The following is a 24573-nucleotide window of genomic DNA, read 5'->3' as shown; positions in this document are numbered from 1 at the left end:
ATCCAGTCCAACAATCAATAGGGTCCAATGAACCCATCATGATGACAGACGGAAGGTGGCAGGCAGGAAACGCTTACGGTGGTTCATCAGTATGACGAAGAAGACAACGACGGCAGGCAAATCCGCGACCGGCAGATCCTCGACAACACGGAGCTCAAGAAAGGCGACCGCCAAACCGGAAGCGCAGGCTCCGGCACCGGTCTCGTCCCTCGACATGATCACGGCGCCGGCCGAAGACCCGGCCAGACCGACCTTGGTCGATGCCGCGAAACCGGTGATCCTCGGCCCCGTACTGCGCAAGAAGGAGCTGATCGCGACAGTTGTCGAACGCGCCGGGGTCAAGAAGAAGGACGCCAAACCGGTCATCGAGACGATGCTCTCCGTTCTGGGCGAAGCGCTCGCCGAAGACCGCGAACTTGCCCTGCCGCCGCTGGGCCGTGTCATGGTGCGCAAGCAGCGCGATATGCCAAATGCCAGGATCATGACGGTGAAGCTCCGCCAGAGCAAGACCGACCCCGCGGCCGCAAAGGTCGCGCCGCGCGACAAGACCGCCGAATAGCAAAAATTTGCGCGCCGCCCCCTTGCAAGGCGGCGCGCAATTGGATAATTCGCACGGCACGGGTGATTAGCTCAGTGGTAGAGCGCTTCGTTCACATCGAAGATGTCAGGAGTTCAAATCTCTTATCACCCACCATACTCTTTTCCTTATATTTCAATGACTTAGACGGCCCCGCGAAGGCCAATGTATGACACTTTGGCCCAAAATGTATGACACTTTCGCGATTTTGTATGACGTCTGTAGGGCCGGATTTACGCCGGGACAGGCGGATTCCCCGCAGTGCTCTTTAGGCCAGCCCGGCAACTTTGCACAACTTGCCGCAAAATGGGTGTTGTGAGGACGTGCGGTGATATGCTCGGCAATAGGTAGCAGTCGGGCAGGGCAGGGCAGGGCCGCTGACGCGGCCCCTACCGTCTCACAGACGCCCTGAGACTCCCACCCGGCGCTGGCGTGTCGTGTGGTGCTGGCATGCCTTGTGAGGATGCGCCTGTGTGTGGTGCGGTGGTGTGCATGCCCTGACGCGTGCCTGTGTGTCGCGCTGAGACGCCATGTAGCCCGCGTCAGCGGGTCAGCGGGTTAGCGGCGCTATGCTGCCAGACCAGCCTGCAGCTCACCGATGAGCGTGCCCAGTTCCCCGACATCAGACTCCATCTTCGCGAGCACTTCAGCGCTCAATTCCTGCTCAATAGTAGCTCGAAGTGATTCGACCAAGCGAATCGCTTTGCCGTGCATTTCATCATTATTCATCATTAACCTTTCTGATTCTCGTTACCATGAGCGGACCATCGCTCAAAGTCAACTTGTTGTAAAGGTTAGTATAAATGGCATCTTGTCAGCGATTGTGACACGATCAGCATGGCCATCAAAAAATAATGCACAAATGACTTGACCCGTTCGGTGCAGTATGCTTGACGGCAAGCGGCGGGTCTGTTATAACAGTATCAAATCAAAGTCAAGTCACAAATTTAGGAGCATATTTCAAGGTGCTTACTGTTACCCAATCTGACCTTTGCAGAGCGCTTCGAGCGCATCGCAACACCATCAGCGCCCGGCTCGCAGATGTACCAAATGATGGCGGACGTCCCAAGCGCTACGCGCTCTACAGAGTCTTGCCGCTGGTCAAGTGGCGCGAAAGTTTTGGCCTTCCAGCGACCTTTGCCGCCGCTAAAAATGACGGCGAGGACCACTATATCGGCGGTGATGTTAGTGCCGCGCACGCGCTCGTTGATTGGCTGGACCCCGTAATGAAGGGCCGGGCCTACCGGGCTCAGACAGCGTTCTCGGAGGGCCTCGCCGCCAGCCAGTCGACCAGCGTCCTGTTCGCTGACATCGAGTCCTTGCGCCTGACCATCCTGACCAGCGATGCCGTACTACCATACGTTGTCCTCGGAGACGAAAGCAGCCTTCCAGACTGGGCAAGCTTTTCCCCACTGTTCGCCCTCGCTAACGCACCCCAAATCACACCCACATCAAACCAAATCACCGAAAAGAAAGAAGAATATGTCTACTGAGAACTTTAAGAACATCCTTGAAACTGCCGATGACCGCACCCGCGCACGCTGGGAAGCTGTCGCTGATAAGATCGGAACCGAAGCCCGCGCAGTGCTTGGCGTGACCCTCACCGCAGAAGAAATTATGGCCCTGCCGTCAGCGCGCCTTGCGGTCCTGACAGATGACAGCCTGTCCGCGTCATGGATGGAAGAAGCGCAGGCGCTCGGCCCGGTTCGTGAAGCCGCCCGGAACGCCGCAGTTGCTGAGAAGATTGCGGCGGGAGACGAAGAAGAGCACGCGGCATTGGCGCGCCTCAGCCCGGCTCAGCGCATTTCTCGCAGCAGGGAGCTGGGCATGACCGGCGCAGAAACGAAGGATTCTTCCAGCGTCACCGACGAAGCGACGATGCTGCGGCGTGTGCTGGCGCTCAGCCCTGCCCAGCGGATCGCCAAGGCGCGCCAGTGGGGGCTCATTTCGTGAGGAAGGACGTAATTACATCCGTTGTCGAGCACCTTCTAACCGTCGGAAATAACTGGAAAACGCACATCTTTAGCCTGCGAGGGCGTGGCTATATCATCCTTCCTGACGATGAGAAGAAATTTCCAGCTCTTACTGCCATGGAACGTGACGCCGTGATGCGCGCCGTGACGGACATTTTGAGCGGCACACCCGCGCCTGCCCCGGCGCAGCCACGCAAGATTGCCAGCCCCGCCCCAGCGCGGCCTGTACCATCGAAGGCGACGCCCACGACGCTGACAGCGGCTGAGATCACGCGGAACAAGCTTCGCGGGATCGCGGACAGCAAGGATGGCACCCGATGAGCTTCGACGATCAGATTGATCTATCTGCGCTCGTTGGCGTCTCCACGATAGAACTAGGAAACGAGGACGCCGGAACCGGTGGCCCAATCGGGCCGCTGGGCGGTGGTGGCCCGTATGACAGAAGGTCGCCAGCCGGGAAGGAGCGCGCGGCGCGGCAGGCCGAACGTGACCGGAAAATCCGGGCAGGATTGAAGGCGCGAGAAGCTTGGACCGACGATCAGTTTCTCGAAGAGGATCGACTCCTAGCCACCCAAATCGAACAGATGCTCGCAGAGCGTGCAGCCTGCAGAGCTGCGGTATAGTTGCCCACGGGCGACTACCCCGGCGCGGCCTCTCTCCTAGTCGCGCCGGGACCAAAAACAATCCCAACAATCAAAACAACCTTAAGAAGAGTAACAATGACAGACAATGCACAATTCCGCGTCGAGTGGGAAATTTCGATGCTAATCCATAACGCACTGAAACGACGGAAACAAAACGGCTACTATATCAGCCTTCAATACCTCATAAATGAGTTGGATGGGCGGCAAGATATTGCGCGTAAGGTCCTGTTAGTGAACGGATTTATTCCAAATCAGGAAGATGGTGACTTATGGTCGAGCGCTTGCGGTGCTGGCCAGTACAGGCCACTGCAGGAGGTGCTGAGCACCGAAGCGCTGGTCGATGTCCTAAACGTCTATGACCCGGTCTGATCGATGGATAATGAAGCAATCGCGGCCTATGCCGCCGAGCTGGCGCAAATGGCCCGACTTCCAAACTGCAAATCTAGGAATGAGGTCATGGCAAAGACGTTGAACGGCATTTTTCGGATGCTGGACCCGAATTGTGAGGTCCGGTCGAAGTGGCTGCTACTCCACTGACAAAAAGAAACCCCCGGCGCTGAGTACTACTGAGCGCCGGGGGTTAAAAAGAGGACCACAGGCAGGCCCCCTTTAGTACTTCACGGCCCACTACAACCGTAATTTATTTATAGCAGTGGACCAGTACTTTAGCAAGCCTTTCCACCGGAAACGGGTCACTGAAAAAGAATCTCTGACCCGTTGACCCTCTCAGATTCGACTCAGCTTCAAAATTGAGTTACCACAATGTCAAGCGCAGACTAACCTGCGCGACTATTCCCGGCGACATGTTGCCGTTGGGGTTAACCACTACAATATACAGGCATGAAAAATGACTAAGAATACTAGCGCCGCCGCGTCAGCGGCAGACGAAACTTCGACCAACGACACCACCACTAGCGCAAAGGTAATTGACCTCGCCGCCTATCACGGCAACGCGCCGATGAATGACGCTTACGTTTATGGTGAAGACTCGGCTGCATGGCAGGCCGTCCTTGCACGTCCAATGACGTTCCTCCTCCCAAAGAATCGTCACGGCGACATCAAGCAGACAACGTGGAACAATCAGACCGCGCCCCTGCAGCACTGGCTGGAAGGAGGCCCGGAAGGTTCCCTCACACGCCATTTCGAGCGTCGGGAAAAGGGCTACATGCCCCTTGTGTTCGGCGCATCCGCTGGCAACCGGCGTACCGCTCAGGCCATGGCCACTGCCGAGTGTCTTTCACTTGATGTGGAATCCGGCGACAGCATGGAGGAGGCCGAGGAGCGCCTAGAAAAGCTAGGCATCGCGGCTCTATTCTATACGTCTTTCAACGACGGCACGACGACTACGCTCCTTAGCCGCGACGCGGTGCTAAAGGCGTTGAAGATCGAGTCTGACCCGACGGATGAGCAGGTGCGCCAGTACCTTACTGATCGCGGTCAGCACCGGCCTTCCCACATCGCATCGGCGCGCATCAAAGACCAGCATCTACACACCGAGGAGGGCGTGAAGATCGCGCTGGAACATGCGCCACTGGAAAAGTGGCGGGTGGTCGTGCCGTTGGCAGAGGCCCAGAAGATCACGGACCTTGGCCCGTTTCAGAAGGTCCAGCAGGCGGCATTTGCAAGCAAGGTCCGGGGTCTGGCGCAGATGCTGGGCGTGATTCATGACGAATCTTGTGAAGATGTAAGCCGCGCTTTCTATGCGCCGTCGCATCGTCCAAAGGCCGATTATTACGTCGCCGTATATCGCGGACGGGCGCTGACCTTCGATGAGGTCCCCACGGTCGACAGCAAGCTAAAGGCCGATGGTGAGGGCAGCACCCTGAAGGGCTGGGCGGCTGAAACCGCGCGCTCGTTTGAAGTGGCAGAGCTTTTGAAGGCTGAAGCTCCGGACAAGGTCCGAGAGGACAAGGGAGGTCTACTGGTCGTTGAATGTCCGTTTGATCATCTACACGGCAACGCAGGCGATGCCGATGACGGCGGTTGCCACGTTCGCGACGGTGACGGCGACGACGGGTTTCAGTGGGCCTGTAAGCATAACAGTTGCTCCGGGCATGACCGGTTGGACATGCTAGCGCAGGCACTTTCGGACGGCTGGTTTGAGCGGGACCTTATCGAACAGGGCAGTGCTTACATTCTGCCCGCTGCAGATGAGGAGGACCCGGCGGAGTCTGTTGAGGAGGAACTGACTAAGAGCGCCACGTTTGAAGAGCGCGCGCAGCGCTTCAGCAACGACACCACCGAATCCGAGATCAAGGGCCTGATCGGTGAAGCTATCGCCGCAGGCGCGGACACAACGACTCGGGCGCGCATCACTGATGCCATTATCAAGGTGACGTTGCTGGGCAAGCGCGACCTTAACGCGCTCTGGAAGGACGCCGAGAAGGCGCGCCGGGATGAGGAGAAGGAAAAGGTAAAGGCTGCAGCCAAGACCGGCACCGGCACAAATATCGCCGTGGTCAACGAATGGGATTTTCACGATATGGTGGAGTACAGCGACCGCCGCTTGAAGGACGCCAACCTCGCCAAGCCGCATGTTTTCCACTACATGGAACGCCTTTGTGTGGTCCGTGAAAATTCGGCAGGGCATGCGTCGCTGAAGTTCGTCGACGCCTATGGATTTGCGTATCTGCTGAACACGGCGGCACGGTATGTCCGCGTCAGCGGTGACGGTGGTCAGACGACCGGCGTCAGCGCCCCTGACGACGTCGTCAAGCACCTCTTCGCGGCGGATTATGGCACGTACCCCGAGCTGAAGGGGCTGGTCTCTACGCCCACGTTCACGCGCTCTGGGGACCTTCTCACGACTCCGGGCTACGACTACGCCAGCCGCCTCTATTATAACCCCGACGCAACGTTGAACGTGGGTAAGGTTTCGGATGTGCCAACAAAGGCTGAAGTTGACGCGGCGAAGCGCTTGATAGTCGAAGAGATTCTGGCGGACTTTCCGCTCGGAGCATTGTCGCGCCCTGAGATAGTGTCACAGGCGCTAGAGGGCGAGGGGGTCGCGGCTGTCACTAACATGATGGCGCTTATTCTTTTACCCTTCATGCGGGAACTGGTCGAGGGGCCTACGCCTGGGCACCTGCTCACAAAGCCAGCACCGGGAACCGGGGCATCACTTTTAACTGACACGTTCTCGATAATCGCGACAGGGCGTCCCACACCGGCGCTTGCAATGCCCACGAACAAGGATGAAATGTCTAAGACGCTCACTTCTGTTCTTTCCAATGGTCAAAACGTCGTGTTCTTCGACAACATTAACCACTCCGTTGACAGTGGCGAGCTTGCCTCAGCAATGACCGCGCCAGTCTATCAGGCACGTATCCTTGGCAGGTCGCAGACGGTCGAAGTTGACGTCCGCTGCGCATGGGTCTTCACCGGTAACAACGTGACTCTTACGTCCGAACTGGCGCGGCGTCTCCTGTTCATCGGGCTGGACGCGCGTCTCGCCAACCCCGAGTTGCGCACCGGGTTCCGTCACAACGATATCCGGGGCTGGGCGTTGGAGAATCGTTCGGAACTGGTTCACGCCTGCCTGACGATTATTCAGAACTGGGTAGCGAAGGGGATGGTACAGAAGAGCGACAACGTGCTGGCCTCCTACGAGAACTGGAGCCGGGTGATGGGCGGAGTTCTTGGAGCGGCGGGGCTTTATAAATTTCTGGAAGGGCAGGATGATGAGCGCGCGAAGGCCGCTGACGCGGCACAGGACGGCGTGCAGGAGCTTATTGAAATGATGGCAGACTACCCGGATGGAACCCTGTTCCGCCCCGGTGGAGCTGCGAAGTTTGTGGGGGAGCGTACCGTCAACATCATGGATATCTTGAACGGTGATGAGCGTGCGAGGATCGAAGTCGGTGACGAGAAGCCGGACCCCATCCAGATTCACGGCTGGGGCTACAACAACCACGACGGCTCATACAACACAGCAGGCAAGATCAAGGGTCAGTTCGAGAAGCTCGCGAGGAAGCCACACGCGACTGAGGCGGGCACCCTGACCTTTGCGACGATGGAAGACCGCAAGAATAAGGGGGTGGTGTACCGGATGAGCAAGACGGCTTGACGCTGGTCTGCAGTTTTGTTGTCTCAGTGAGAGGCGCGCGTCAGCGCGCCTTTTTGCGTTTCAAGGTTACAGTTGCGGACCTCGCGGGGGTTTTGCGGACCTCTGCGGACCTCTGCGGATGTGGTTGCCGACCTACCTCCGCGAGAATAACCCTTTAGTTTCAAACGCTTAGGTTCGACTTGCGGACCTTGCGGACCTCGCGGACCTCTGACCGCCTCCACCTACCCTCTTTTTCTTTTTTTTCAGGCGTCTTTCATCCTATCCATCGGAAGAAAAAAAAGAAAATGACAAGACTCAGAAGGGTTAGAGGTCCGCGAGGTCCGCAAAACCTATAAGTACTTGTTTTTAATGGGTTATTCCTTGCGGACCTACCTCCGCAGAGGTCCGCAGAGGTCCGCAAAACGGACCGCGAGGTCCGCAAAACACCCTTCTCCACCACCTATAACGCGCCCATCACTTGAATATATTGCTTTTCCACCCGCCCTGTTCACCGCCGGGATACACGCACATTATGATAGTAAGCACCTAACAACCCAACTACCGCCACCATCGCACGCAAAACGCCAGAAACGGCCCTGCAGTCGCTGTCCGCATCCGGAAAAGCAACTTCCCGCCAAAGTTGCGAATCGTTCTCAACTAGACAACCTTCCAGCCGCTGGAAGCCTTGTTAAACCTGATTAAAAGAGTCAGGAAATGCCTATGCAACCTGAATCTACATATAGTTGCGCTAACACCCCCAAACACACTATATAGTGTATAGTAACAATATTGCGTATACTGATGCGTTCACGCAATATTGTTAACCTGACTGCTGACGCCGTCCCTCATCCGAACGTTGCCAAATTATCGCCATAGTGCTAAATTTTATGCCGTTTCAGGGAGGCCATTTTAGCACCGTCGCCCCGCCCCAACGCCCCACGGCGGGGCGGGGTTATTTCTGTCCGCACCCCGCCAAATCCCCTTGAAACCACAACGCCAAGCGTTATTTTACTCAAGATAGATAACGAAAAATCATCCTAGATCGTTGAAAGAATGAGATAATGGCGGACAAGAAAATCCCAGCTTTTGCCTATTTGCGGACTTCGAGCGCGACAAACTCGGGTCCGGACAAGGACTCGGACAAACGCCAGCTCGCCGCCATCGAAGGATACGCCGCTGCGAACGGATATGAGGTTATAGGTACCTACTATGACGCTGCAGTATCCGGCACTGATCCTATCGACCAGCGACCGGGAATGATGAGCCTGCTAGACGCTGTCCTGTCCAACGGTACGCGCACCATCCTCGTTGAATCGCCTGATCGCTTCGCCCGTGACGTGCTGGTACAGGAGCTTGGCTACAAGATGCTGAAAGATGAGGGTATCGACCTCATCCCGACAACATCGCCCGACTATTTCGGTTCCGACACGCCAACGGCTGAAATGGTTCGGACCATTCTAGGCGCAGTCGCCGCTTTCGACCGCCGCACCACTGTAGACAAACTACGCCACGCACGGGACCGCAAGAGCACTGCCATCGGACACCGGGTAGAGGGGCGCAAGGCGGTACCTGAGGCGACTATAGCCGAAGCCAAGCGCCTGTACCGCGCATCACCTAAGACCGGCAAGCGCCGCAGCCTGCGCACCATCGCCAAGGAGCTGGCAGAGCTTGGTCACGTCGCGACAGCGGTAAGGAATACAACGCCAACAGCGTACGCCAGATGCTAATGAAGGCGCAGGTATATCAGGGCAACTAACCACACTTGAGACGCCCTCAGAGCGCCTCAGAGCGCCTCTGAGCGCCATCCCCGCCACCACCCTACCAACCCCCCGCTGACGCGGGCACATGACGTCTAAGGCGCTGATATCGCTTCATATCCCGCTGACGCGGGACAGCACCACCACACCGCGCCACCGACGCACCACCACACCGCGCCACCGACGCACCACGCCACTGACCTACTATCACACCACCCGCGTCAGCGGGCAGGCCCGTGCCAGTTTCACTTTGATCCAGCAATTCAGTAATTCATTCTGGCACATTGGCGGCAGGCACGGCGGCTGTCGTGTCGACGTGTCGACGTGATGGTGTTGACCCGCGTCAGCGGGTCAGGATAGCCAGCTAAAAGCTTGATATTTGCAGGATAAAAACGCCAGAGGGGCCCAAAGGGGGAGTACACCCTAGGGTTGAATCGCGGCGTAGTACCCGTGAAAGAGTTGCAGAGCAACCCACCAGTTACACGGCATCGAAATACAAAGGGACCCGCCGGGGAAAGAGGGGTACCCCTCTTTGAATCGCATTCCCCTATTTTTAGATTCAATTTTTGACCCAAATAAAGTTGCAGTAGGGACCCACGGCATAAAGAAGGATACCCCAAATCCCTCGCGAATACGGTTTCTGTAGAATCCATATTTTCTCAAATAAAGTTGCACAGAAATGCTGACCCGTTCTGTCAAATTGCTATGAGATTAGCGCTAATTGTGGTAATATATAGAAGTTCGAGGACATCCCCTGTTTCGTCATTCCGGGGGATTTGGGGGCGGAGTTTTTCGTCGGGACTCCGCCCCGCTCTTTGAACATCATCCTTGAACAAATGAGCAGTAAAATGAGCGAAAACCACGAAATCCGTTTAAAAATCGACGCCGCCGCAGCCAAGCGCGGCAGTCGTGAATTTAAAGCAGCCATTAATGGCGTAAAGCAAGCTGTCAAAGGTCTGGACCGCGATACGCAAGGCGTATTTACATCTCTGCGTAAAGGCGTCCGCGTCAACGTTGATACGACCGCCATTAAACAAGCGACCAAAGACTCGGCGAACCTCGCGCAGACCGCGAAGAAGAGTTCGGATGACCGGATCAAGCTAGAGCTAGCTGCAGCTTCGGCGATGCGTACCAGCCAGAGCCAATCTGATCGCCTTTATGAGAAGCTGTCCCGACTCGGGGATACGCAAGGCATCGCGAAACTGACGCTCGACCTCGCGCAACTGCAGTCCCGCCTTCACGCGGCATCGACACCGCTGGACGTACGCGCGGCCCGGTCTCAGTTCGCGGATACCGCATCCGCGATAATGCAGACCAACCGCAGTCTAGAGCTGCAAGAGCGCGCGCAGAATATCGCCGCGACATCCGCACAGTCACTTGAAAATTCGCTGGAATCTCTTCGCGCCAAGTATAACCCGCTCTATGCGGCGTCCGCTCAATATGAGACGGCACTTCGCGAAATTGCAGAGGCTGAGCGCGCTGGAGTCATATCTTCGCATCTTGCTGCAGACGCGCGTCAGCGCGCCGCTCAGGCGCTGCAGGGAGGCGCTGGACAGATGACAAAGTACGGCGCAGCAATGCAGACCGCAGGCCACCAGACACAAAATGCCGCCTATCAGCTCCAGGACATCTTTGTCACGGCTGAGATGGGCATGAATCCCATGCGGATCGCCCTGCAGCAGGGAACGCAACTTTCCGCCGTGATGTCTGATATGGCAAAGTCCGGCAACGGCGCATCCGGGGCGCTGAAAGGTCTGGCAGGTGGTATCGCGAGCATGGTTAATCCCATTTCGCTGGTCACGATTGGCGGCGTTGCCGCTGCAGCGATGCTGACCCAGTGGATTATCGGCGCGACGTCCGCTGAAGAGAAAACTGAGGACCTGTCAAAGAAGATTCACGTCCTCAGTACATCGCTGGATGCGCTGGAAGCCAATACGCAGGCATCCGCCGCGCAGATTAGCCAACATCTCAAATCAGCCTTCGGATCAGTCGCAACCGACGTGCAAGCGCTTATCTCCGATTTGCGAGAAGCCGAATTCAGCGTCATTTCGCATAAAATGCAGCGCGAAATTGAAACTGCAACATCGCAGCTAAACAGCCTCGGCGGTGCCTTTGAGGTTTTCTGGGCAGACTTTATGAACCCCGGTTCCGTGGATTCTGGGTATCTCTTGCAGATGCAGGAGATTATTTCCGATTCCGGTATTGCATACGACGAATTCGTGAAGCTCGATAAAGCCGTGAATTCGGTTTTCACGTCGAAGGACGTCAATGACTTCGTAAAGAATATGGCTACGGCGCGCAGTTTGGCTGCTGAAATTGGCGGACCCGTTGGCGATCAGATCGCCGACGCGCTGCTAAAGGCCGCTGACCAGTCTGGGATGCTGAATCGGGTGATGGCTGACGCCAACAACCAAACAATCGACTGGGCATCCAATCTAACAGGCGTCCGCGCCGAGCTTTCCGCGATCATGTCGACGCTAGGTAATATTGGCGGCGGTCTGATCGGCAATGCGTCGAAGTTTACTGAGCTTGCCGCCCTGAAGGCCGGAAAAGGTGTCCGCGAGTCCGCAGTGGCTGCAGAGCGTATGCGGAAAGAGGCGGAATGGGCGGGCCGGTCACAAGGTGCCGGGATGATCGGCAAGGCGGCAATCGCAGGAGAACGTGCGATTTGGGAAAAGGGAATTCAGCTAGACGCTGAACTTGAAGCGGCACGTGCTGCAGCGCGTAAGCGCGACTCCAAGTCAACCGGCGGCGGACGCAAAGCCCGTCTGACCGAAGAACAGAAGGCCACTGAAAAGCTCACGGATTCCATCAAGGACCGGCTGACCAGCCTGCAGAACGAAGCCACCGCGCTTGACCTCGTTGCATCCGGGCAATTCAAGACCACAGAAGCGGCGAACCTCGCCGCGCAGTCGATGGCTCAAAACGGCGGCAAAATCGACGCCACGACCGCTTCATATCTGCGCCAAATCGACGCGATGACGGCACTACGCGACGCCGCGCAGAGTGAATATGAATCCACCCTGCCCACGGCAGAGGAATCCGCCACGGCGCTGCGAAACAACGTCCTAGGCGCAACCCGCGATGGCATCTCCGATGCACTGACAGGCGACTTTGACGCCAGCAAAATCGCCAGCACGATTCAGCGCGCCATGGCGGACGCAATGGCAGACCAGATCATGTCAGCAATCCTGCCTAATTCTGGAAATCAGCAGGCCGCTGCCCAGATGCAAGCCGCGATGATCAATGGCGGGCAGTCCGCTGCAATGGCTATCTCAAACGCCATGCGCGGCGGCGCTGCGATGGGCGGTCACCGGATCACATCGGCGATGTCCGCAGGATCGATTATGGCGGGGACTCGCATAACCACGGCGGGCCTAGTATCCGCGTCGGCGATGGGTGCTGGCGTATCCACCGGTTCCGCCACAGGCGCAGCGCAGATGCAGACAGGCATCGTGTCAGGCTCGGCGCAGGGCGCGCAGATGATGGCTGAAGCGACGTCGGGCGGCGGCGGCGGTGAAGGCGGGGGCGGCGGCGGCGGTCTAGGTTCCATCTTCGGAAACGGTAACTGGCTCAACATGGCCATTGGCTTAGGCTCAGCGTACTTCGCCAACCGCGCTAACAAACCATCTGCACCGCGTGAGCCAGAACCGAAGATCAAGCAAAGTTACTATTACGACCCGGACGATGTTCCACACTTCGCAGAGGGCACCGCCAACACCAGCGGAATCCCGGCGATGCTGCATCCGAATGAAGCGGTTATCCCGCTATCCGGAAACAGGAAAGTACCTGTTGAAATGAAAGGCGGCGGTGAAAGTGGCGCTGGCCTCTCTATCACCAATAATGTGAGCGTCACAGTCGAAGGCGGCGGCGAGAACGGCGAAGCCAACGCCCTGAATATCGCCAACACAATCACAACGAAAATCGACCAGATGATTGAAGAAAAGATGATCGAGCAAAGCCGCTATGGCGGATACCTCAACCCGCGCGGCGGACGGTAATCAGGAGGGGCGGCGGCTGACGCCGCCTTACCGCACGTAGCCGAGCACGAACAATATCGCCACGACCCAGAGCACAAACACCGCGATCACAAACGACCAGCGTTCGCGCTCTTTCTTTTTCCTATCGTCGTCATCGTGGGGCATGAATCGCAGATAATGCGACGGCGTCTGTCGGCAACCATCCGCAACGTTAGTTGTTGATGATGTACTGGATCACCTGTTGTGCCGCCACTGCCCAGAGAAGCACCATCACGACCACAAACAGCCAAAATGACCAGCGCCGCGAACCTCTAGCGCGTCTATCAGACCCTTCACCCTCAGAACTATTTCGGCTCATCGTGAAGTTCCTCGCGAGTAACATCCCAGACGCAACTTTACATATTATCTGGATTCGAACAAAGGCTCATATGGTCGCATCGCGCGACCGGCTGACGCCGCCCCGAACATCTCACCATGTCGCTTACCGGAATCCCGGCAACTCAGATCGCGGCGGGGTGCTGACGCGGTCACTCAGTCGGCGGCGGGATGGGGGGCGCGATGGGGCGCGCGTTAGCGCCCCCGCTATGTCCTTACCAGAGCGTCACGCTATTCATGGCGTCAGCCATCGTCGTCATCGTCTCAGCGTCCGTGTAGTGGCGCATCATCTGCCCGTCCGGTTTATGACCGATGATCTGCTGACGCACTTCTAAGGATACGCCATTGCGCTTCAGCGCCATATTGAAGGTCGCGCGCGTAGAGTAGAGCGAAACGCGCGGGCGCTTGATGCCAAGCGATGTCAGCAACGGATTGAACTGTTTGTCGCTGAACTTGTTTTCTATATTTGAGACGTCACGGATACAGTCCAGACCGCCGCCGCCGATGAAGTCCGGGAGGTCCGCCAGCGCGTCGGGCAGGGGGATCAGACGGTTGCCACATTTACTGAAGCAGATGTCGATTCCAATGCCCTTCCATTCATCGTGATAGTCGTCGAGCTGGGAGACGTCGCAAACGTCGAAGTTTCGCAGGCGAAAGAATTCATGCGGTCGCATCCCGGTCAGAAAGAGGGTCTTCACGCACATCAGATAGGCGCGGCGGCGATCCTTGCTAAGCCGCGAGTCGCCGTCTGGGTTGAAGCGCTCTTGTGCTGCAGTCCAAATCTTCGAAACCTCATCGCGCCGAAAGGGAAGGTGCTTTCGATCTTCGATACTTTTCGTGTCGCGGGGGAACTTCATGCCCAGAGTCGGATTCACTTCGATCAATTCTTCGTCTTGCGCGAAGGCCAGCACCGAACCGATACCGGCGAAGAGCGTCCGGATAGATGTCGGTTCAATGCCCGACGCGACGAGGTGGTCCCGGTGGTCCTTCAACATCCGCGAGGTGATATCGCGAACGTCGAGGTCACCGACATTATCAATGAAGCGCTGAATTCCGCGCGCGTACGCGCGCCGGGTGTTCTCTGACAGTGACTGCAGGCCAGAGTAGCGGTCCAGAAGCTTCAGTAATGTGTCAGAAGAGTCAGACCGCCTTTTGACCGGTAGCTTTGTGATTTGGCCTGACACCGCTTCCCTCATCGCGTTAAACATTATGAGGTCAGTCGGATTAGTGGGCGGGGCCCCAGCGCCTAGCTTTTTCAAGAGCGCGGCATTGTGTGGATTGGCAGGCGGGAAGGCTTCAATCTGCGCCGTCTCGCCGAATGATATCGCGAGAAGGAGCCGCAGAAATTCCGCCCGCTCATCCGGTTCGAGGTGGTCCCGTGACCGCATCTGTTGTGCGGCCTGACTCCAGTGAAAGTCTGAGGCGAACGTTTCTTTATCCTTTGAGAATTCGACCATGGCGGCAGCGGCCTGCAGGACACCGCCGCGCAGTTCGGACTCTACTACTTCAGGATCGCGAAAACGCGCTATGGTCGCGAGGTTCTCCTCTTCCAGTCGCAGCGCTTTGGCGGCGGCGGCGGCGTAATCGTCTCCGAGACGCTCCCCCCAGCTCTTTTTGCCAACGAGGGATTGGACGTCCTCAGGGACCCGTTTTTGGTACTTCCAGCCCCCCGTTTTGGGGTCCGTCGTTAGGCCGGGAATGCGATTTTTCGGGGGCATTTTAACCTCAATGTATGACACTTTCTGCCGAAATGTATGACACTTTTGGCCCCTCAGGCAAGCGAAAACCCCTTATTTTCATATAAATATAGCGGAATCGGCCTTAGTCATTTTTTCAAATCTCTTATCACCCACCATTTCCCCTCCTTTGAGTGTCTTTGACCGCCGGTCCCATTGCGCCCTTTGCCATCGGCGATGATCCGTGCATATCCTCTGTCTTCGCGCGAATGTCGCCGACGTTGAACGCTGCGCCGCGAAGGCCGCTTGTCCTTGCGGGAGGGCAAATCTAGGTTGCGGCCAACCGACGATCCAAGGAATCCCCCGTGAAAGACCATCCGCCCCTCTGGTTCCTGCGCCATGGCCAGACCCAATGGAATGCCGAGCATCGCCTGCAGGGCCAGCTCGACTCGCCGCTGACGGCGCAGGGTCGGCGCGATGCGGCGCGGCAAGCGGCGCTGCTGCCACCGATCCTTGCGCAGAAGCCCGCGATCTTCGTTTCCCCGCTGGGACGGGCGCGACAGACGGCCGAGATCGCGTTGCAGGGTGCTGCCTATCGCACGGATCCCCGGCTGATGGAGATCCACGCGGGGGCCTGGCAGGGTCTGACCCGCTCGGCGATCGTCCGGGACCATCCGCATCTGCAGGGCGATGCGGTGAGCCCGCTCGACATCTACGCGGCGGCCGAGGCGGGCGAGGGGATCTCGGTCTTTCGCGCGCGCATCGCTGATTTCCTCGATCACCTGCAGGGGCCGAGCGTGGTGATCGCCCATGGGCTGCTCGGACAGGTGCTGCGCGCGGAGCTGCGCGGCATCGACCTTGCCGAGGCCGGACGGCTCTGCAACCGGCAGGGTTGCATCTATCACCTCGAAAGGGGGCGCGAGACCCTGATGGAGGCCGCCTGATGCGCGCCTGCCCCCCGCTCTACATCCTGCGTCATGGCGAGACCGAATGGAACGTGCAGAACCGCCTGCAGGGCTGTTTTGACTCTCCGCTGACCGCGCGTGGAGAGGAACAGGCGTTGGCGCAGCGGGCAATCCTGCAATCCTGCGGTCTGCGCGGATACCGGGCCCTGAGCAGTCCGCAGCGCCGGGCCCGTCACACCGCCGAGCTGGCGCTGGAAGGTCTGGTCGCGCCGATCGGCACCGATGCGGCGCTCAGCGAGATCGGAGTAGGCGACTGGGCCGGAGAACTGCGCGCCGAGCTGCTGCTACGCCACCCCGAGGCGCGCGATGCCTTCGATCTTTACGAGCACGCCCCGAATGGGGAGGGTTTCGCCGCCCTGCGCACCCGCTGCGAAGCCTTTCTCGCCGGGATCGACACGCCGACGATCCTCGTCACCCATGGCATCACTTCGCGGATGCTGCGGTTGATCCTGACTGGCCGTCCGACCCGCGATCTGCGCGAGATCGAGGGCGGGCAGGGGGTCGTCTTTGCCCTGCGCGACGGGCAGCAGCGCCAGTTGACCGGAAGGGGTTGAAGCCCCCGCGAGCATCGGCTAAGAGGCGCGCAATGGGTCGTTAGCTCAGTTGGTAGAGCGTTTCGTTTACACCGAAAATGTCGGCGGTTCGAGACCGTCACGACCCACCATCCTTTCCTGTCATGTCTGAAGTTGCGGCACCTTCCTTTTCAGGGCCGACCGACGCGCGCCTGCCTTGCAGTCACGCTGGGTCGGCGGTTCGAGCCCGTCACGACCCACCATACACCCGCCACAGCCCGTCATGCCGCAGCGCTGCTTCGGTGCCGGGATGCGCGCCGCGGGTCACATCCACCATTGATCGACCCTGGCGATCTCGGCGTCGCTCCAGCCGAAGTGATGGGCGAATTCGTGGGTCACCACATGCGCGATCAGATCGTCGAGAGCGACGTTGCCACGGGCGCGCCATTCGGCGAGGATCGGCTGACGGAAGAGCCAGACCGTATCGGGAGAGGGGCCCATGTCGAACAGGGATTTCTCGGTCATCGGGATGCCTTCGTAAAGGCCGGTCAGCTCCAGCGGATCCCGAATGTCGAGCTCGCGCAGCATGTCGGGCGCGGGCCATTCGGCGATGCGCAGCAACACCTCTTCTGCGGCGGGGCGGAACGGGTCCGGAAGTGCCGCAACGGTGGCGCGGGCGATCTTCTCGAAATGGGCGAGATCATTGGACATGCCAAGGATATGGCGCGTCACGCGACCGTTGGAAAGGGGGTGATCGGCTCGCGGGCCAACCCGCGGACGTGACAAACAGCTATCGCCCTGCCAGCACGGCTCACGGTTCTACCATCTGCGCCACCATCAGCGCCGCGCGCCCGGCGAACAAGCCGCCGGGAAAGCGCCTTACCGCCGCCTCAACGGCTGGCGGCGGCTTTCTTGGGCTTTGCCTTGCTGCTCGGTTTCGCCTTGGCGGGGCCGGGAAACTCGATATTGATCTCCAGGCTTGACAATTCGTCACCGCGGTCCATGCGGATATCGACGGCGTCCTGGTCGATCTCCATATGCTTGCGGATCACCTCGAGGATGTCGCGCTGCAGTTCCGGCAGCCAGTCGGGGCTGGCGCCGCCGGAGCTGCGCTCATGGGCGAGCAGGATCTGCAGGCGTTCCTTGGCGGTGTTGGCCGAGTCTGACTTGCGGGGCTTGCGGATGAAATCGAAGAGCTTCATCACGTGCGCCCGAACAGACGTTGCAGCAGGCCGGGGCGGGGCTCGGCATCAAAGCGGATCTCGATCTGCTCGCCGGTGAGCCGGGCGATCGCGTCCTCATAGGCCCGGCTGGCCGGGGAGGGCTCGTCCATCACGATCGGCACGCCGAGGTTGGAGGCACGCAGCACCGCCTTGCTCTCGGGGATGATGCCGAGCAGCGGCACCGCGAGGATCTCCAGCACGTCATCGACATTCATCATTTCGCCGCTCTCGATACGCTCGCTGTCAAAGCGGGTGAGCAGCACCTGCGCCTTGATCGGCTCGGCGTTCTCCTGTTCGGCGCGGTGGGTCTTGGAGCTCAGCAGCCCGAGCACCCGGTCACTGTCGCGGACCGAGGAGACCTCGGGATTGGTGACAACAACGGCCTCGTCGGCGAAATGCATGGCGAGCTGCGCGCCGCGCTCGATCCCGGCGGGGCTGTCGCAGATGATATAGTCGAATTCCTCGCGCAGCTCGTTCAGGACCTTCTCGACGCCTTCCTGGGTCAGCGCGTCCTTGTCGCGGGTCTGCGAGGTCGGCAGGATATAAAGGTTCTCCAGCCGCTTGTCCTTGATCAACGCCTGTTTGAGCCGGGCCTCGCCCTGGATCACGTTGATGAAATCGAAGACCACGCGGCGTTCGCAGCCCATGATCATGTCAAGGTTGCGCAGGCCGACATCGAAGTCGATCACCACGGTCTTGTGACCGAGCTTGGCCAGCCCGGCGCTGATCGCGGCGGCCGAGGTTGTCTTGCCGACGCCGCCCTTGCCGGAGGTTACAACGATTATCTTGCTCACTTGCGTATCCTGTCTAATTTGAAAAGTCATTCAAGCGCCTCCACGCATAGGCTTTCATCCTGAAGGAAGACCTGCACGCTGCGCTGCAGGAGCTCTGGTTCCAGATTGTCGCTGGTACGGTAAAGTCCGGTGATGGCCAGAAGCTCGGCATCGAGGCTCTGACAGAATATGCGTGCCGTGTCATCCCCATTGACGCCGGCCAGGGCGCGGCCGCGCAGCCGACCATAGACGTGGATATTGCCCGCGGCGATCAGCTCGGCCCCAGAGGCGACCGGCCCGACGATCACCAGATCGCCCTGATCGGCGATCACCGTCTGGCCAGAGCGCACCGGGGTGGTGACGATGCGGTTGGCGGGGGATTGGGCCTTCTTGGCGAGCTCCTCGGTCTGGCGGCGCTTGCTGCGCTCGCCGCGCAGGGGGGCTTCGTGGCCGATGGTGATCGGGATCAGCCCCAGCGCCTCGGCCGCGGCCGCCTGATCGCTGTCGGCATTCTGCACGCCGAAGGCGGAGAGCTTGCGCTGCCGCAGGTTCTTCACCAGCCGGGTCACGTCCTCGCCCTGCATCATGCCGGCGGCCTGTTCGAGATCGATGATCACCGGTGCATCCGCGAAGAATTGCGGCGTCAGGCGCAGCTGCTCGTCGAGGGCCTCGTAAAAGGAATCGTCGGGCAGGACCTCGCCGAGGCGCAGGGCGACGGCGGTGAAGAACCGGCCGCGGATCTGGAAAGGCTTGACCTTGGCGACATTATTCTGGCCCGGGGCCGTGGCGTCTTGTGCTGGCACGCTTGAACTGTTGCTCCTGCTCGAACTGGTCGCGGGATTCTGTCCCGCGCGGTTTTGCGCGATGCCTAACCCGCGCGGTTTTGCGCGATGCCTAATCTGTTGGCTCGCTCCGGTCCAGCTTTGCGACATAAATATTCCGCGATAGGCGAAGTTGTGCCAGCGCAAGAGGGGCAAATGGACGCGGTAAACTTGACCAAACGTCAGCTGCACAAGGATGTTTCAGACCTGAAATATGTTCTGTAAAATTCTGAACAAAAAGAATTAATTTGTTTTTTATATCAGTGTTTCAGCGCCTTCACCCGGCTGCGAGAGGCCGGAAAATATATAATAAGTGTTGACCCAAATTGCTTTTGATCGCACAAATTCGCTCATCGCCATCGGCTCCGTCAAACGGGGTCGTGAGCGCCTGGGAGGGGATATCCTGTGACGGCTGCGCAGCCTGGCCAATCTCGTCCGACCGAATGCGACCCGAAAGCGGCATTGCCATCGGGTCCGTCGCGCCGTTCATGCGGCGCATCCACCGCGGCAGGTCTGCCCGCCGCCAAAAAAACTGCAATACAACTTCAGGAGAGAACGCATATGTCTTTCACGACCAAAATGGCCACGGGCTTCGTGCTCGCGGCACTGGGGGCCTCGGCGGCCTCCGCGCAATCGCTGGTCTATTGCTCCGAGGGATCGCCCGAAGGTTTCGATCCGGCGCTCTACACCTCCGGCACCACCTTTGATGCCTCGAGCCACCCGATCTACGACCATCTGACCGAATTCAAGGTCGGCACCACCGAAGTCGTTCCCGGGCTGGCGGAAAGCTGGGAAGTGTCCGATGACGGCAAGACCGTCACCTTCAAGCTGCGTCAGGGCGTGAAATTCCATTCCAACGACCAGTTCACCCCGACCCGCGATTTCAACGCGGATGACGTGATCTTTTCCTTCGAACGCCAGGGCGATTCCGAAAACCCCTATAACAAGGTTTCCGGCGGCACCTGGGAATATTTCTCCAGCATGTCGATGCCCGAGCTGGTCGAGCGCATCGAGAAGGTCGACGATTACACCGTCGTCTTCCACCTGACCCGACCCGAAGCGCCGTTCATCGCCAACATGGCCATGGATTTCGGTTCGATCGTGTCCAAGGAATATGCCGACGCGATGCTGGAGGCCGGTACGCCGGAGATGCTGAACCAGGCGCCGATCGGCACCGGTCCGTTCAAGTTCCAGGCCTACCAGAAGGACGCGGTGATCCGCTATGTCCGCAACGACGAATATTTCGGCGACAAGGCCAAGGTCGAGAGCCTGATCTTCGCGATCACGCCTGACGCCTCGGTGCGCTTCCAGAAGGTGCAGGCCGGTGAATGTCACGTCATGGCCTATCCGAACCCGGCCGATGTGCAGGCGATGAAGGCCGCCGAGGACATCGTGGTGATGGAGCAGGAAGGCCTGAACGTCGGCTACCTGGCCTATAACACCAAGGTCGCGCCCTACGACGATCCGAAGGTGCGCAAGGCGCTGAACATGGCGATCGACAAGCAGTCGATCATCGACGTGGTTTTCCAGGGCTCCGGGCAGATCGCCAAGAACCCGATCCCGCCGACCATGTGGTCCTATAACGACGCCATCGAGGACGACCAATACGATCCCGAAGCGGCCAAGGCGATGCTCGAAGAGGCAGGCGTTTCGGATCTCAACATGAAGATCTGGGCGATGCCGGTGCAGCGTCCCTACAACCCCAATGCCCGCCGCATGGCCGAGCTGATGCAGGAGGATTTCTCCAAGATCGGCGTCAACGTCGAGATCGTGTCTTATGAATGGGGCGAGTATCTCGAACGCTCCAAGGCCGAGGACCGCGACGGCGCGGTGCTGCTGGGCTGGACCGGTGACAATGGCGATCCGGACAACTTCCTTGCCGTGCTGCTCGGCTGTGACGGTGTCGGCGCTGCCAACCGCGCGCAATGGTGCAACGAGGAATTCGACGCCAAGCTGCAGGAAGCCAAGGTGCTGTCCAACCAGGAAGAGCGCGCCAAGCTCTATGAAGAGGCGCAGGTAATCTTCAAGGAACAGGCGCCCTGGGCGACGATCGCACATTCGGTGGTCTACATGCCGATGCGTCCCGAAGTCGAAGGTTATGTCGTGCACCCGCTGGGCGGCCATATCTTCAATCGGGTTGGCCTGAGCCAATAAGCACTTCTCATGTTATAAGGGGCGGCGCCGCTTGGCGCCGCCCCTGCTTTTTCTGCCTCCAAATATGGAACCCGCCCCGTGACAGATGATCTGACCCAATCCCTCGCCGCCTATGCCGATGTCGCCACCCGCCTCGAGGTGGATGCCGTGGCCCTGGTGCCGGGGCCGAATTTCACCCGCGCCATCGGCTACAGCTTCATGAGCCATGAACGGCCCTTCGTGCTGGTCATACCGGCCGAAGGCAAACCAGCGGCGCTGGTGCCCAATCTCGAGCTCGCCTCATGGGGGCTGGTCGGCTTTGACGGTGCGGTCTTCGATTGGCGCGATCAGGATGGCTACGAGGTCGCCTTTGCCGCGTTGAGCAAGCATCTCAACATCGCCTCGCTGGCGGTCGAAGGGCAGGTGATGCGGGTCTTCGTGCATCACGCGCTGAAACGCGCGCAGCCGGATCTGACCATCATAGACGGCGAGCGCGAGATTTCGGCCCTGCGGATGATCAAGACCGACGCCGAGGTCGCGGCGCTGAAAGATGCCATCGAGATATCCGAACGCGCGCTGAGCCGTACCATCGAGACTATCAGGCTCGGGCAGAGCGAGAAGCAGATCGAGCAGATGCTGGTGCAGATGCTCTTCGCGGAAGGGGCCGATGACCTCTCCTTCGCCCCGATCGTCGCCGCCGGAGACAATTCGGCGCGCCCGCACGCTCATGCCCGCGAGAATTACGCGGTGCAGGCGGGTGATGCGCTGCTCTTCGATTTCGGTGCCCGCAAACACGGCTTTGCCGCCGATATCACCCGCACCTTCTTCCTGCGCGAGGTCAGCGACGAGGGCAGGGCGGTCTATGAAACCGTGCTGGCCGCCAATCTCGCCGGGTTCGACGTCACCCGCGCCGGGGTCACCGCCCATGAGATCGACGATGCGGTGACCGGCGTGCTCGAAGCCTCTCCCTACGCCGACCGGATCCGCACCAAGACAGGCCACGGGCTCGGGCGCGAAGTGCATGAGGCCCCCTATATCATGCGCGGCAATCACATGACCCTGCCCGCGGGCACCGTCTATACCAACGAGCCGGGGCTTTACGGAGACGGCAAGTTCGGCGTGCGGATCGAGGACGATATCCTGATCACCGAAGAGGGCTGCGTTTCGCTGACCAGCTTCCCGAAAGAGCTGACGGTGCTGCCATGCTGAATTACATCCTCAGCCGCCTTCTGACCTTCGTGCCGACCTTCATCGGGGTCACGCTGATCTCCTTTGCCTTCATCCGCGTGCTGCCCGGCGATCCGATCGTCGTGATGGCGGGCGAGCGCGGCCTCAGCGAAGAGCGCTATCAGCAGCTTTCCGAGCAATTCGGCTTCGACCGGCCGATCTACATGCAGTTCTGGGATTACCTCACCGGCGTGCTGCAGGGCGATCTCGGCAATTCCTTCGTGACCAAGAAACCAGTCTGGGACGAATTCTTCGCGCTGTTCCCGGCGACGCTGGAACTCTCTATCTGCGCGATGATCTTCGCCATCGCCCTTGGCCTGCCCGCTGGCGTGATCGCGGCGGTGAACCGCGGCAAGTTCTTTGACCGTGCGCTGATGTCCACCGCGCTGGTCGGCTATTCCATGCCGATCTTCTGGTGGGCGCTGCTGCTGATCATCGTATTCTCCGGCAATCTCGGCTGGACCCCGGTGTCGGGGCGCATCGACCTGATCTATTATTTCCCCAATCCGACCGGCTTCATGATCATCGACAGTCTCGCCTCCGGGCAAAGCGGCGCCTTTGCATCGGCGCTGCGCCACCTGCTGCTGCCCACGATCGTGCTCGGAACCATTCCGCTGGCGGTTATCGCGCGGCAGACCCGCTCGGCGATGCTCGAGGTGCTGGGCGAGGATTACATCCGCACTGCCCGTGCCAAGGGCATGACGCCGGGGCGGATCAACGGCATCCACGCGCTGCGCAATGCGCTCATTCCGGTGATCACCGTGATCGGCCTGTCGGTCGGCACGCTGCTGGCCGGCGCGATCCTGACCGAGACGATCTTTTCCTGGCCGGGCATCGGCAAGTGGATGGTCGATTCGATCTTCCGGCGTGACTATCCGGTGGTGCAGGGCGGACTGCTGCTCATCGCCGTGATGGTCATGATCGTGAACCTCACCGTGGACATGCTCTACGGCATCATCAACCCCAAGATCAGGAAACGCTGATGGACGACGCACTTTCCGCCGAAGCGAAGATGGTCGAGGCACGTCCCGGCCGTCTGCGCGAATTCTGGTTCTATTTCCGCGAAAACCGCGGCGCGGTCATCGGCCTGTGGATCTTCGCGGTCTTCGCCTTCCTCGCGCTGTTCGGCCCCTGGGTCGCACCGCATGACCCGACCGCGCAATTCCGCGCCGCCGCCCTGCAACCGCCCGTCTGGCAGGAGGGCGGCTCCTGGACCTATATCCTCGGCACCGACCCGCTGGGACGTGACATGCTCTCGCGGCTCATCGTCGGGGCGCGCTATTCCTTCTTCGTGGGCGTCGTCGTGGTCTCCGTCGCGGCCTCGGGCGGCATCCTGATCGGGCTGCTTTCGGGGTTTGCGCCGAAATGGGTCGATACGATCATCATGCGGATCATGGATATCATCCTGGCCTTCCCCTCGCTGCTGCTGGCACTGGTGCTGGTGGCGATCCTGGGGCCGTCGCTGACCAATGCGATGATCGCCATCGCCATCGTGCTGCAACCGCATTACGTGCGGCTCACCCGCGCCAGCGTGATCTCCGAACGCCAGAAGGATTACGTCACCTCCGCCCGGGTTGTCGGGGCCGGGCTGCCGCGGCTAATGTTCATCACCGTGCTGCCCAATTGCCTCGCGCCGATCATCGTGCAGGCGGCATTGTCCTTCTCGACCGCGATCCTCGATGCCGCCGCGCTCGGCTTCCTCGGCATGGGCGCGCAGCCGCCCACCCCGGAATGGGGCACGATGCTGGCCGAAGCGCGTGAATTCATCCTGCGCGCCTGGTGGGTGGTGACCTTCCCGGGTCTGGCGATCCTGGTCACGGTGCTGGCGATCAACCTGATGGGCGACGGTCTGCGTGACGCGCTCGATCCGAAACTGAAACGGAGCTGAGCCC

General features: G+C 59.6%; 20 protein-coding genes and 2 tRNA genes. 16 read left to right on the top strand and 6 right to left on the bottom strand.

What is annotated here, in order from left to right:
• Positions 1 to 91 precede the first annotated feature (91 nt).
• Together ACFSUD_RS17250 and ACFSUD_RS17245 are read left to right on the top strand one after the other, a co-directional pair.
• Positions 92 to 559, top strand: coding sequence for an HU family DNA-binding protein (locus tag ACFSUD_RS17250; RefSeq protein WP_386375750.1), 468 nt, complete (start codon positions 92 to 94; stop codon positions 557 to 559).
• A gap of 60 nt (positions 560 to 619) precedes the next feature.
• A tRNA-Val gene (locus ACFSUD_RS17245) sits at positions 620 to 694 on the top strand.
• Positions 695 to 1144: 450 nt separating this feature from the next.
• On the opposite strand, the gene ACFSUD_RS17240 is transcribed toward ACFSUD_RS17245, so the two are convergent.
• Positions 1145 to 1306: a hypothetical protein gene (locus ACFSUD_RS17240; protein ID WP_386375749.1), complete on the bottom strand. Its 162-nt coding sequence runs from the start codon at positions 1304 to 1306 to the stop codon at positions 1145 to 1147.
• A gap of 236 nt (positions 1307 to 1542) precedes the next feature.
• On the opposite strand from ACFSUD_RS17240, the gene ACFSUD_RS17235 reads away from it, so the two are divergent.
• The 7 genes from ACFSUD_RS17235 to ACFSUD_RS17205 all read left to right on the top strand — a co-directional run bounded on the left by ACFSUD_RS17235 (position 1543) and on the right by ACFSUD_RS17205 (position 12997).
• A complete protein-coding gene (locus ACFSUD_RS17235) occupies positions 1543 to 2070 on the top strand; it encodes a hypothetical protein (RefSeq protein ID WP_386375748.1) in 528 nt (175 codons plus the stop codon).
• On the top strand, positions 2060 to 2530 hold the full coding sequence (locus ACFSUD_RS17230; protein WP_386375747.1) for a hypothetical protein: 471 nt from the start codon (positions 2060 to 2062) through the stop codon (positions 2528 to 2530). Before ACFSUD_RS17235 ends, ACFSUD_RS17230 begins: the two co-directional genes overlap by 11 nt.
• Positions 2531 to 2867: 337 nt before the next feature.
• Complete coding sequence (locus tag ACFSUD_RS17225) at positions 2868 to 3173, top strand: hypothetical protein (RefSeq protein WP_386375746.1); 306 nt, start codon at positions 2868 to 2870, stop codon at positions 3171 to 3173.
• Between the two features lie 96 nt (positions 3174 to 3269).
• Positions 3270 to 3563, top strand: coding sequence for a hypothetical protein (locus tag ACFSUD_RS17220; RefSeq protein ID WP_386375745.1), 294 nt, complete (start codon positions 3270 to 3272; stop codon positions 3561 to 3563).
• Positions 3564 to 4041: 478 nt separating this feature from the next.
• Entirely contained in the window at positions 4042 to 7260 is a 3219-nt protein-coding gene (locus tag ACFSUD_RS17215) for a hypothetical protein (protein ID WP_386375744.1), read from the top strand.
• Between the two features lie 1040 nt (positions 7261 to 8300).
• Positions 8301 to 8966, top strand: a complete 666-nt coding sequence (locus tag ACFSUD_RS17210) for a recombinase family protein (protein WP_386375743.1) — start codon at positions 8301 to 8303, stop codon at positions 8964 to 8966.
• 878 nt (positions 8967 to 9844) lie between these two features.
• Positions 9845 to 12997, top strand: coding sequence for a phage tail length tape measure family protein (locus ACFSUD_RS17205; protein ID WP_386375742.1), 3153 nt, complete (start codon positions 9845 to 9847; stop codon positions 12995 to 12997).
• 569 nt (positions 12998 to 13566) lie between these two features.
• On the opposite strand, the gene ACFSUD_RS17200 is transcribed toward ACFSUD_RS17205, so the two are convergent.
• The gene (locus ACFSUD_RS17200; RefSeq protein ID WP_386375741.1) at positions 13567 to 15069 is read right to left on the bottom strand and encodes a tyrosine-type recombinase/integrase; all 1503 of its coding nucleotides are present in this window, start codon (positions 15067 to 15069) and stop codon (positions 13567 to 13569) included.
• 323 nt (positions 15070 to 15392) lie between these two features.
• Here ACFSUD_RS17200 and ACFSUD_RS17195 point away from each other — a divergent pair, with 323 nt between their 5' ends.
• The 3 genes from ACFSUD_RS17195 to ACFSUD_RS17185 all read left to right on the top strand — a co-directional run bounded on the left by ACFSUD_RS17195 (position 15393) and on the right by ACFSUD_RS17185 (position 16656).
• The gene (locus ACFSUD_RS17195) at positions 15393 to 15971 is read left to right on the top strand and encodes a histidine phosphatase family protein (RefSeq protein ID WP_386375740.1); all 579 of its coding nucleotides are present in this window, start codon (positions 15393 to 15395) and stop codon (positions 15969 to 15971) included.
• Positions 15971 to 16546, top strand: a complete 576-nt coding sequence (locus tag ACFSUD_RS17190) for a histidine phosphatase family protein (RefSeq protein ID WP_386375739.1) — start codon at positions 15971 to 15973, stop codon at positions 16544 to 16546. The genes ACFSUD_RS17195 and ACFSUD_RS17190 overlap by 1 nt, the downstream gene beginning before the upstream one ends.
• A 34-nt stretch (positions 16547 to 16580) precedes the next feature.
• Positions 16581 to 16656, top strand: a tRNA-Val gene (locus ACFSUD_RS17185).
• A gap of 172 nt (positions 16657 to 16828) precedes the next feature.
• Here ACFSUD_RS17185 and ACFSUD_RS17180 read toward each other — a convergent pair.
• From ACFSUD_RS17180 to minC, 4 genes are all read right to left on the bottom strand, one after another.
• A complete protein-coding gene (locus ACFSUD_RS17180; protein WP_386375738.1) occupies positions 16829 to 17215 on the bottom strand; it encodes a metallopeptidase family protein in 387 nt (128 codons plus the stop codon).
• Between the two features lie 179 nt (positions 17216 to 17394).
• Positions 17395 to 17706, bottom strand: coding sequence for a cell division topological specificity factor MinE (gene minE, locus ACFSUD_RS17175; RefSeq protein ID WP_386375737.1), 312 nt, complete (start codon positions 17704 to 17706; stop codon positions 17395 to 17397).
• Positions 17706 to 18551: a septum site-determining protein MinD gene (gene minD / locus ACFSUD_RS17170; RefSeq protein ID WP_449343066.1), complete on the bottom strand. Its 846-nt coding sequence runs from the start codon at positions 18549 to 18551 to the stop codon at positions 17706 to 17708. Before minD ends, minE begins: the two co-directional genes overlap by 1 nt.
• Positions 18548 to 19303: a septum site-determining protein MinC gene (gene minC, locus ACFSUD_RS17165; RefSeq protein WP_386375735.1), complete on the bottom strand. Its 756-nt coding sequence runs from the start codon at positions 19301 to 19303 to the stop codon at positions 18548 to 18550. Before minC ends, minD begins: the two co-directional genes overlap by 4 nt.
• Before the next feature lie 579 nt (positions 19304 to 19882).
• Between minC and ACFSUD_RS17160 the strand changes: the two genes are divergently transcribed.
• From ACFSUD_RS17160 to ACFSUD_RS17145, 4 genes are all read left to right on the top strand, one after another.
• Entirely contained in the window at positions 19883 to 21475 is a 1593-nt protein-coding gene (locus ACFSUD_RS17160) for an ABC transporter substrate-binding protein (protein ID WP_386375734.1), read from the top strand.
• 78 nt (positions 21476 to 21553) lie between these two features.
• The gene (locus tag ACFSUD_RS17155) at positions 21554 to 22663 is read left to right on the top strand and encodes a M24 family metallopeptidase (protein WP_386375733.1); all 1110 of its coding nucleotides are present in this window, start codon (positions 21554 to 21556) and stop codon (positions 22661 to 22663) included.
• A complete protein-coding gene (locus ACFSUD_RS17150; RefSeq protein ID WP_386375732.1) occupies positions 22657 to 23664 on the top strand; it encodes an ABC transporter permease subunit in 1008 nt (335 codons plus the stop codon). The genes ACFSUD_RS17155 and ACFSUD_RS17150 overlap by 7 nt, the downstream gene beginning before the upstream one ends.
• On the top strand, positions 23664 to 24569 hold the full coding sequence (locus ACFSUD_RS17145; protein WP_386375731.1) for an ABC transporter permease subunit: 906 nt from the start codon (positions 23664 to 23666) through the stop codon (positions 24567 to 24569). The genes ACFSUD_RS17150 and ACFSUD_RS17145 overlap by 1 nt, the downstream gene beginning before the upstream one ends.
• Positions 24570 to 24573 lie beyond the last annotated feature (4 nt).

This window comes from Sulfitobacter aestuarii, from assembly GCF_042685005.1.
In the GTDB taxonomy this organism is placed as follows: Bacteria; Pseudomonadota; Alphaproteobacteria; order Rhodobacterales; family Rhodobacteraceae; genus Sulfitobacter; species Sulfitobacter aestuarii.
This window is presented reverse-complemented; position numbering and strand designations above follow the sequence as displayed.

Bases quoted from the DNA above. Each gene is read 5' to 3' on its own strand.
- ACFSUD_RS17180 (WP_386375738.1), bottom strand. From the start codon at position 17,215: ATGTCCAATGATCTCGCCCATTTCGAGAAGATCGCCCGCGCCACCGTT.
- ACFSUD_RS17215 (WP_386375744.1), top strand. From the start codon at position 4,042: ATGACTAAGAATACTAGCGCCGCCGCGTCAGCGGCAGACGAAACTTCG.
- ACFSUD_RS17145 (WP_386375731.1), top strand. From the start codon at position 23,664: ATGGACGACGCACTTTCCGCCGAAGCGAAGATGGTCGAGGCACGTCCC.
- ACFSUD_RS17240 (WP_386375749.1), bottom strand. From the start codon at position 1,306: ATGAATAATGATGAAATGCACGGCAAAGCGATTCGCTTGGTCGAATCA.
- ACFSUD_RS17210 (WP_386375743.1), top strand. From the start codon at position 8,301: ATGGCGGACAAGAAAATCCCAGCTTTTGCCTATTTGCGGACTTCGAGC.
- ACFSUD_RS17190 (WP_386375739.1), top strand. From the start codon at position 15,971: ATGCGCGCCTGCCCCCCGCTCTACATCCTGCGTCATGGCGAGACCGAA.
- ACFSUD_RS17230 (WP_386375747.1), top strand. From the start codon at position 2,060: ATGTCTACTGAGAACTTTAAGAACATCCTTGAAACTGCCGATGACCGC.
- ACFSUD_RS17150 (WP_386375732.1), top strand. From the start codon at position 22,657: ATGCTGAATTACATCCTCAGCCGCCTTCTGACCTTCGTGCCGACCTTC.
- ACFSUD_RS17205 (WP_386375742.1), top strand. From the start codon at position 9,845: ATGAGCGAAAACCACGAAATCCGTTTAAAAATCGACGCCGCCGCAGCC.
- ACFSUD_RS17160 (WP_386375734.1), top strand. From the start codon at position 19,883: ATGTCTTTCACGACCAAAATGGCCACGGGCTTCGTGCTCGCGGCACTG.
- minD (WP_449343066.1), bottom strand. From the start codon at position 18,551: ATGACTTTTCAAATTAGACAGGATACGCAAGTGAGCAAGATAATCGTT.
- minE (WP_386375737.1), bottom strand. From the start codon at position 17,706: ATGAAGCTCTTCGATTTCATCCGCAAGCCCCGCAAGTCAGACTCGGCC.
- ACFSUD_RS17220 (WP_386375745.1), top strand. From the start codon at position 3,270: ATGACAGACAATGCACAATTCCGCGTCGAGTGGGAAATTTCGATGCTA.
- ACFSUD_RS17200 (WP_386375741.1), bottom strand. From the start codon at position 15,069: ATGCCCCCGAAAAATCGCATTCCCGGCCTAACGACGGACCCCAAAACG.
- ACFSUD_RS17225 (WP_386375746.1), top strand. From the start codon at position 2,868: ATGAGCTTCGACGATCAGATTGATCTATCTGCGCTCGTTGGCGTCTCC.
- ACFSUD_RS17250 (WP_386375750.1), top strand. From the start codon at position 92: ATGACGAAGAAGACAACGACGGCAGGCAAATCCGCGACCGGCAGATCC.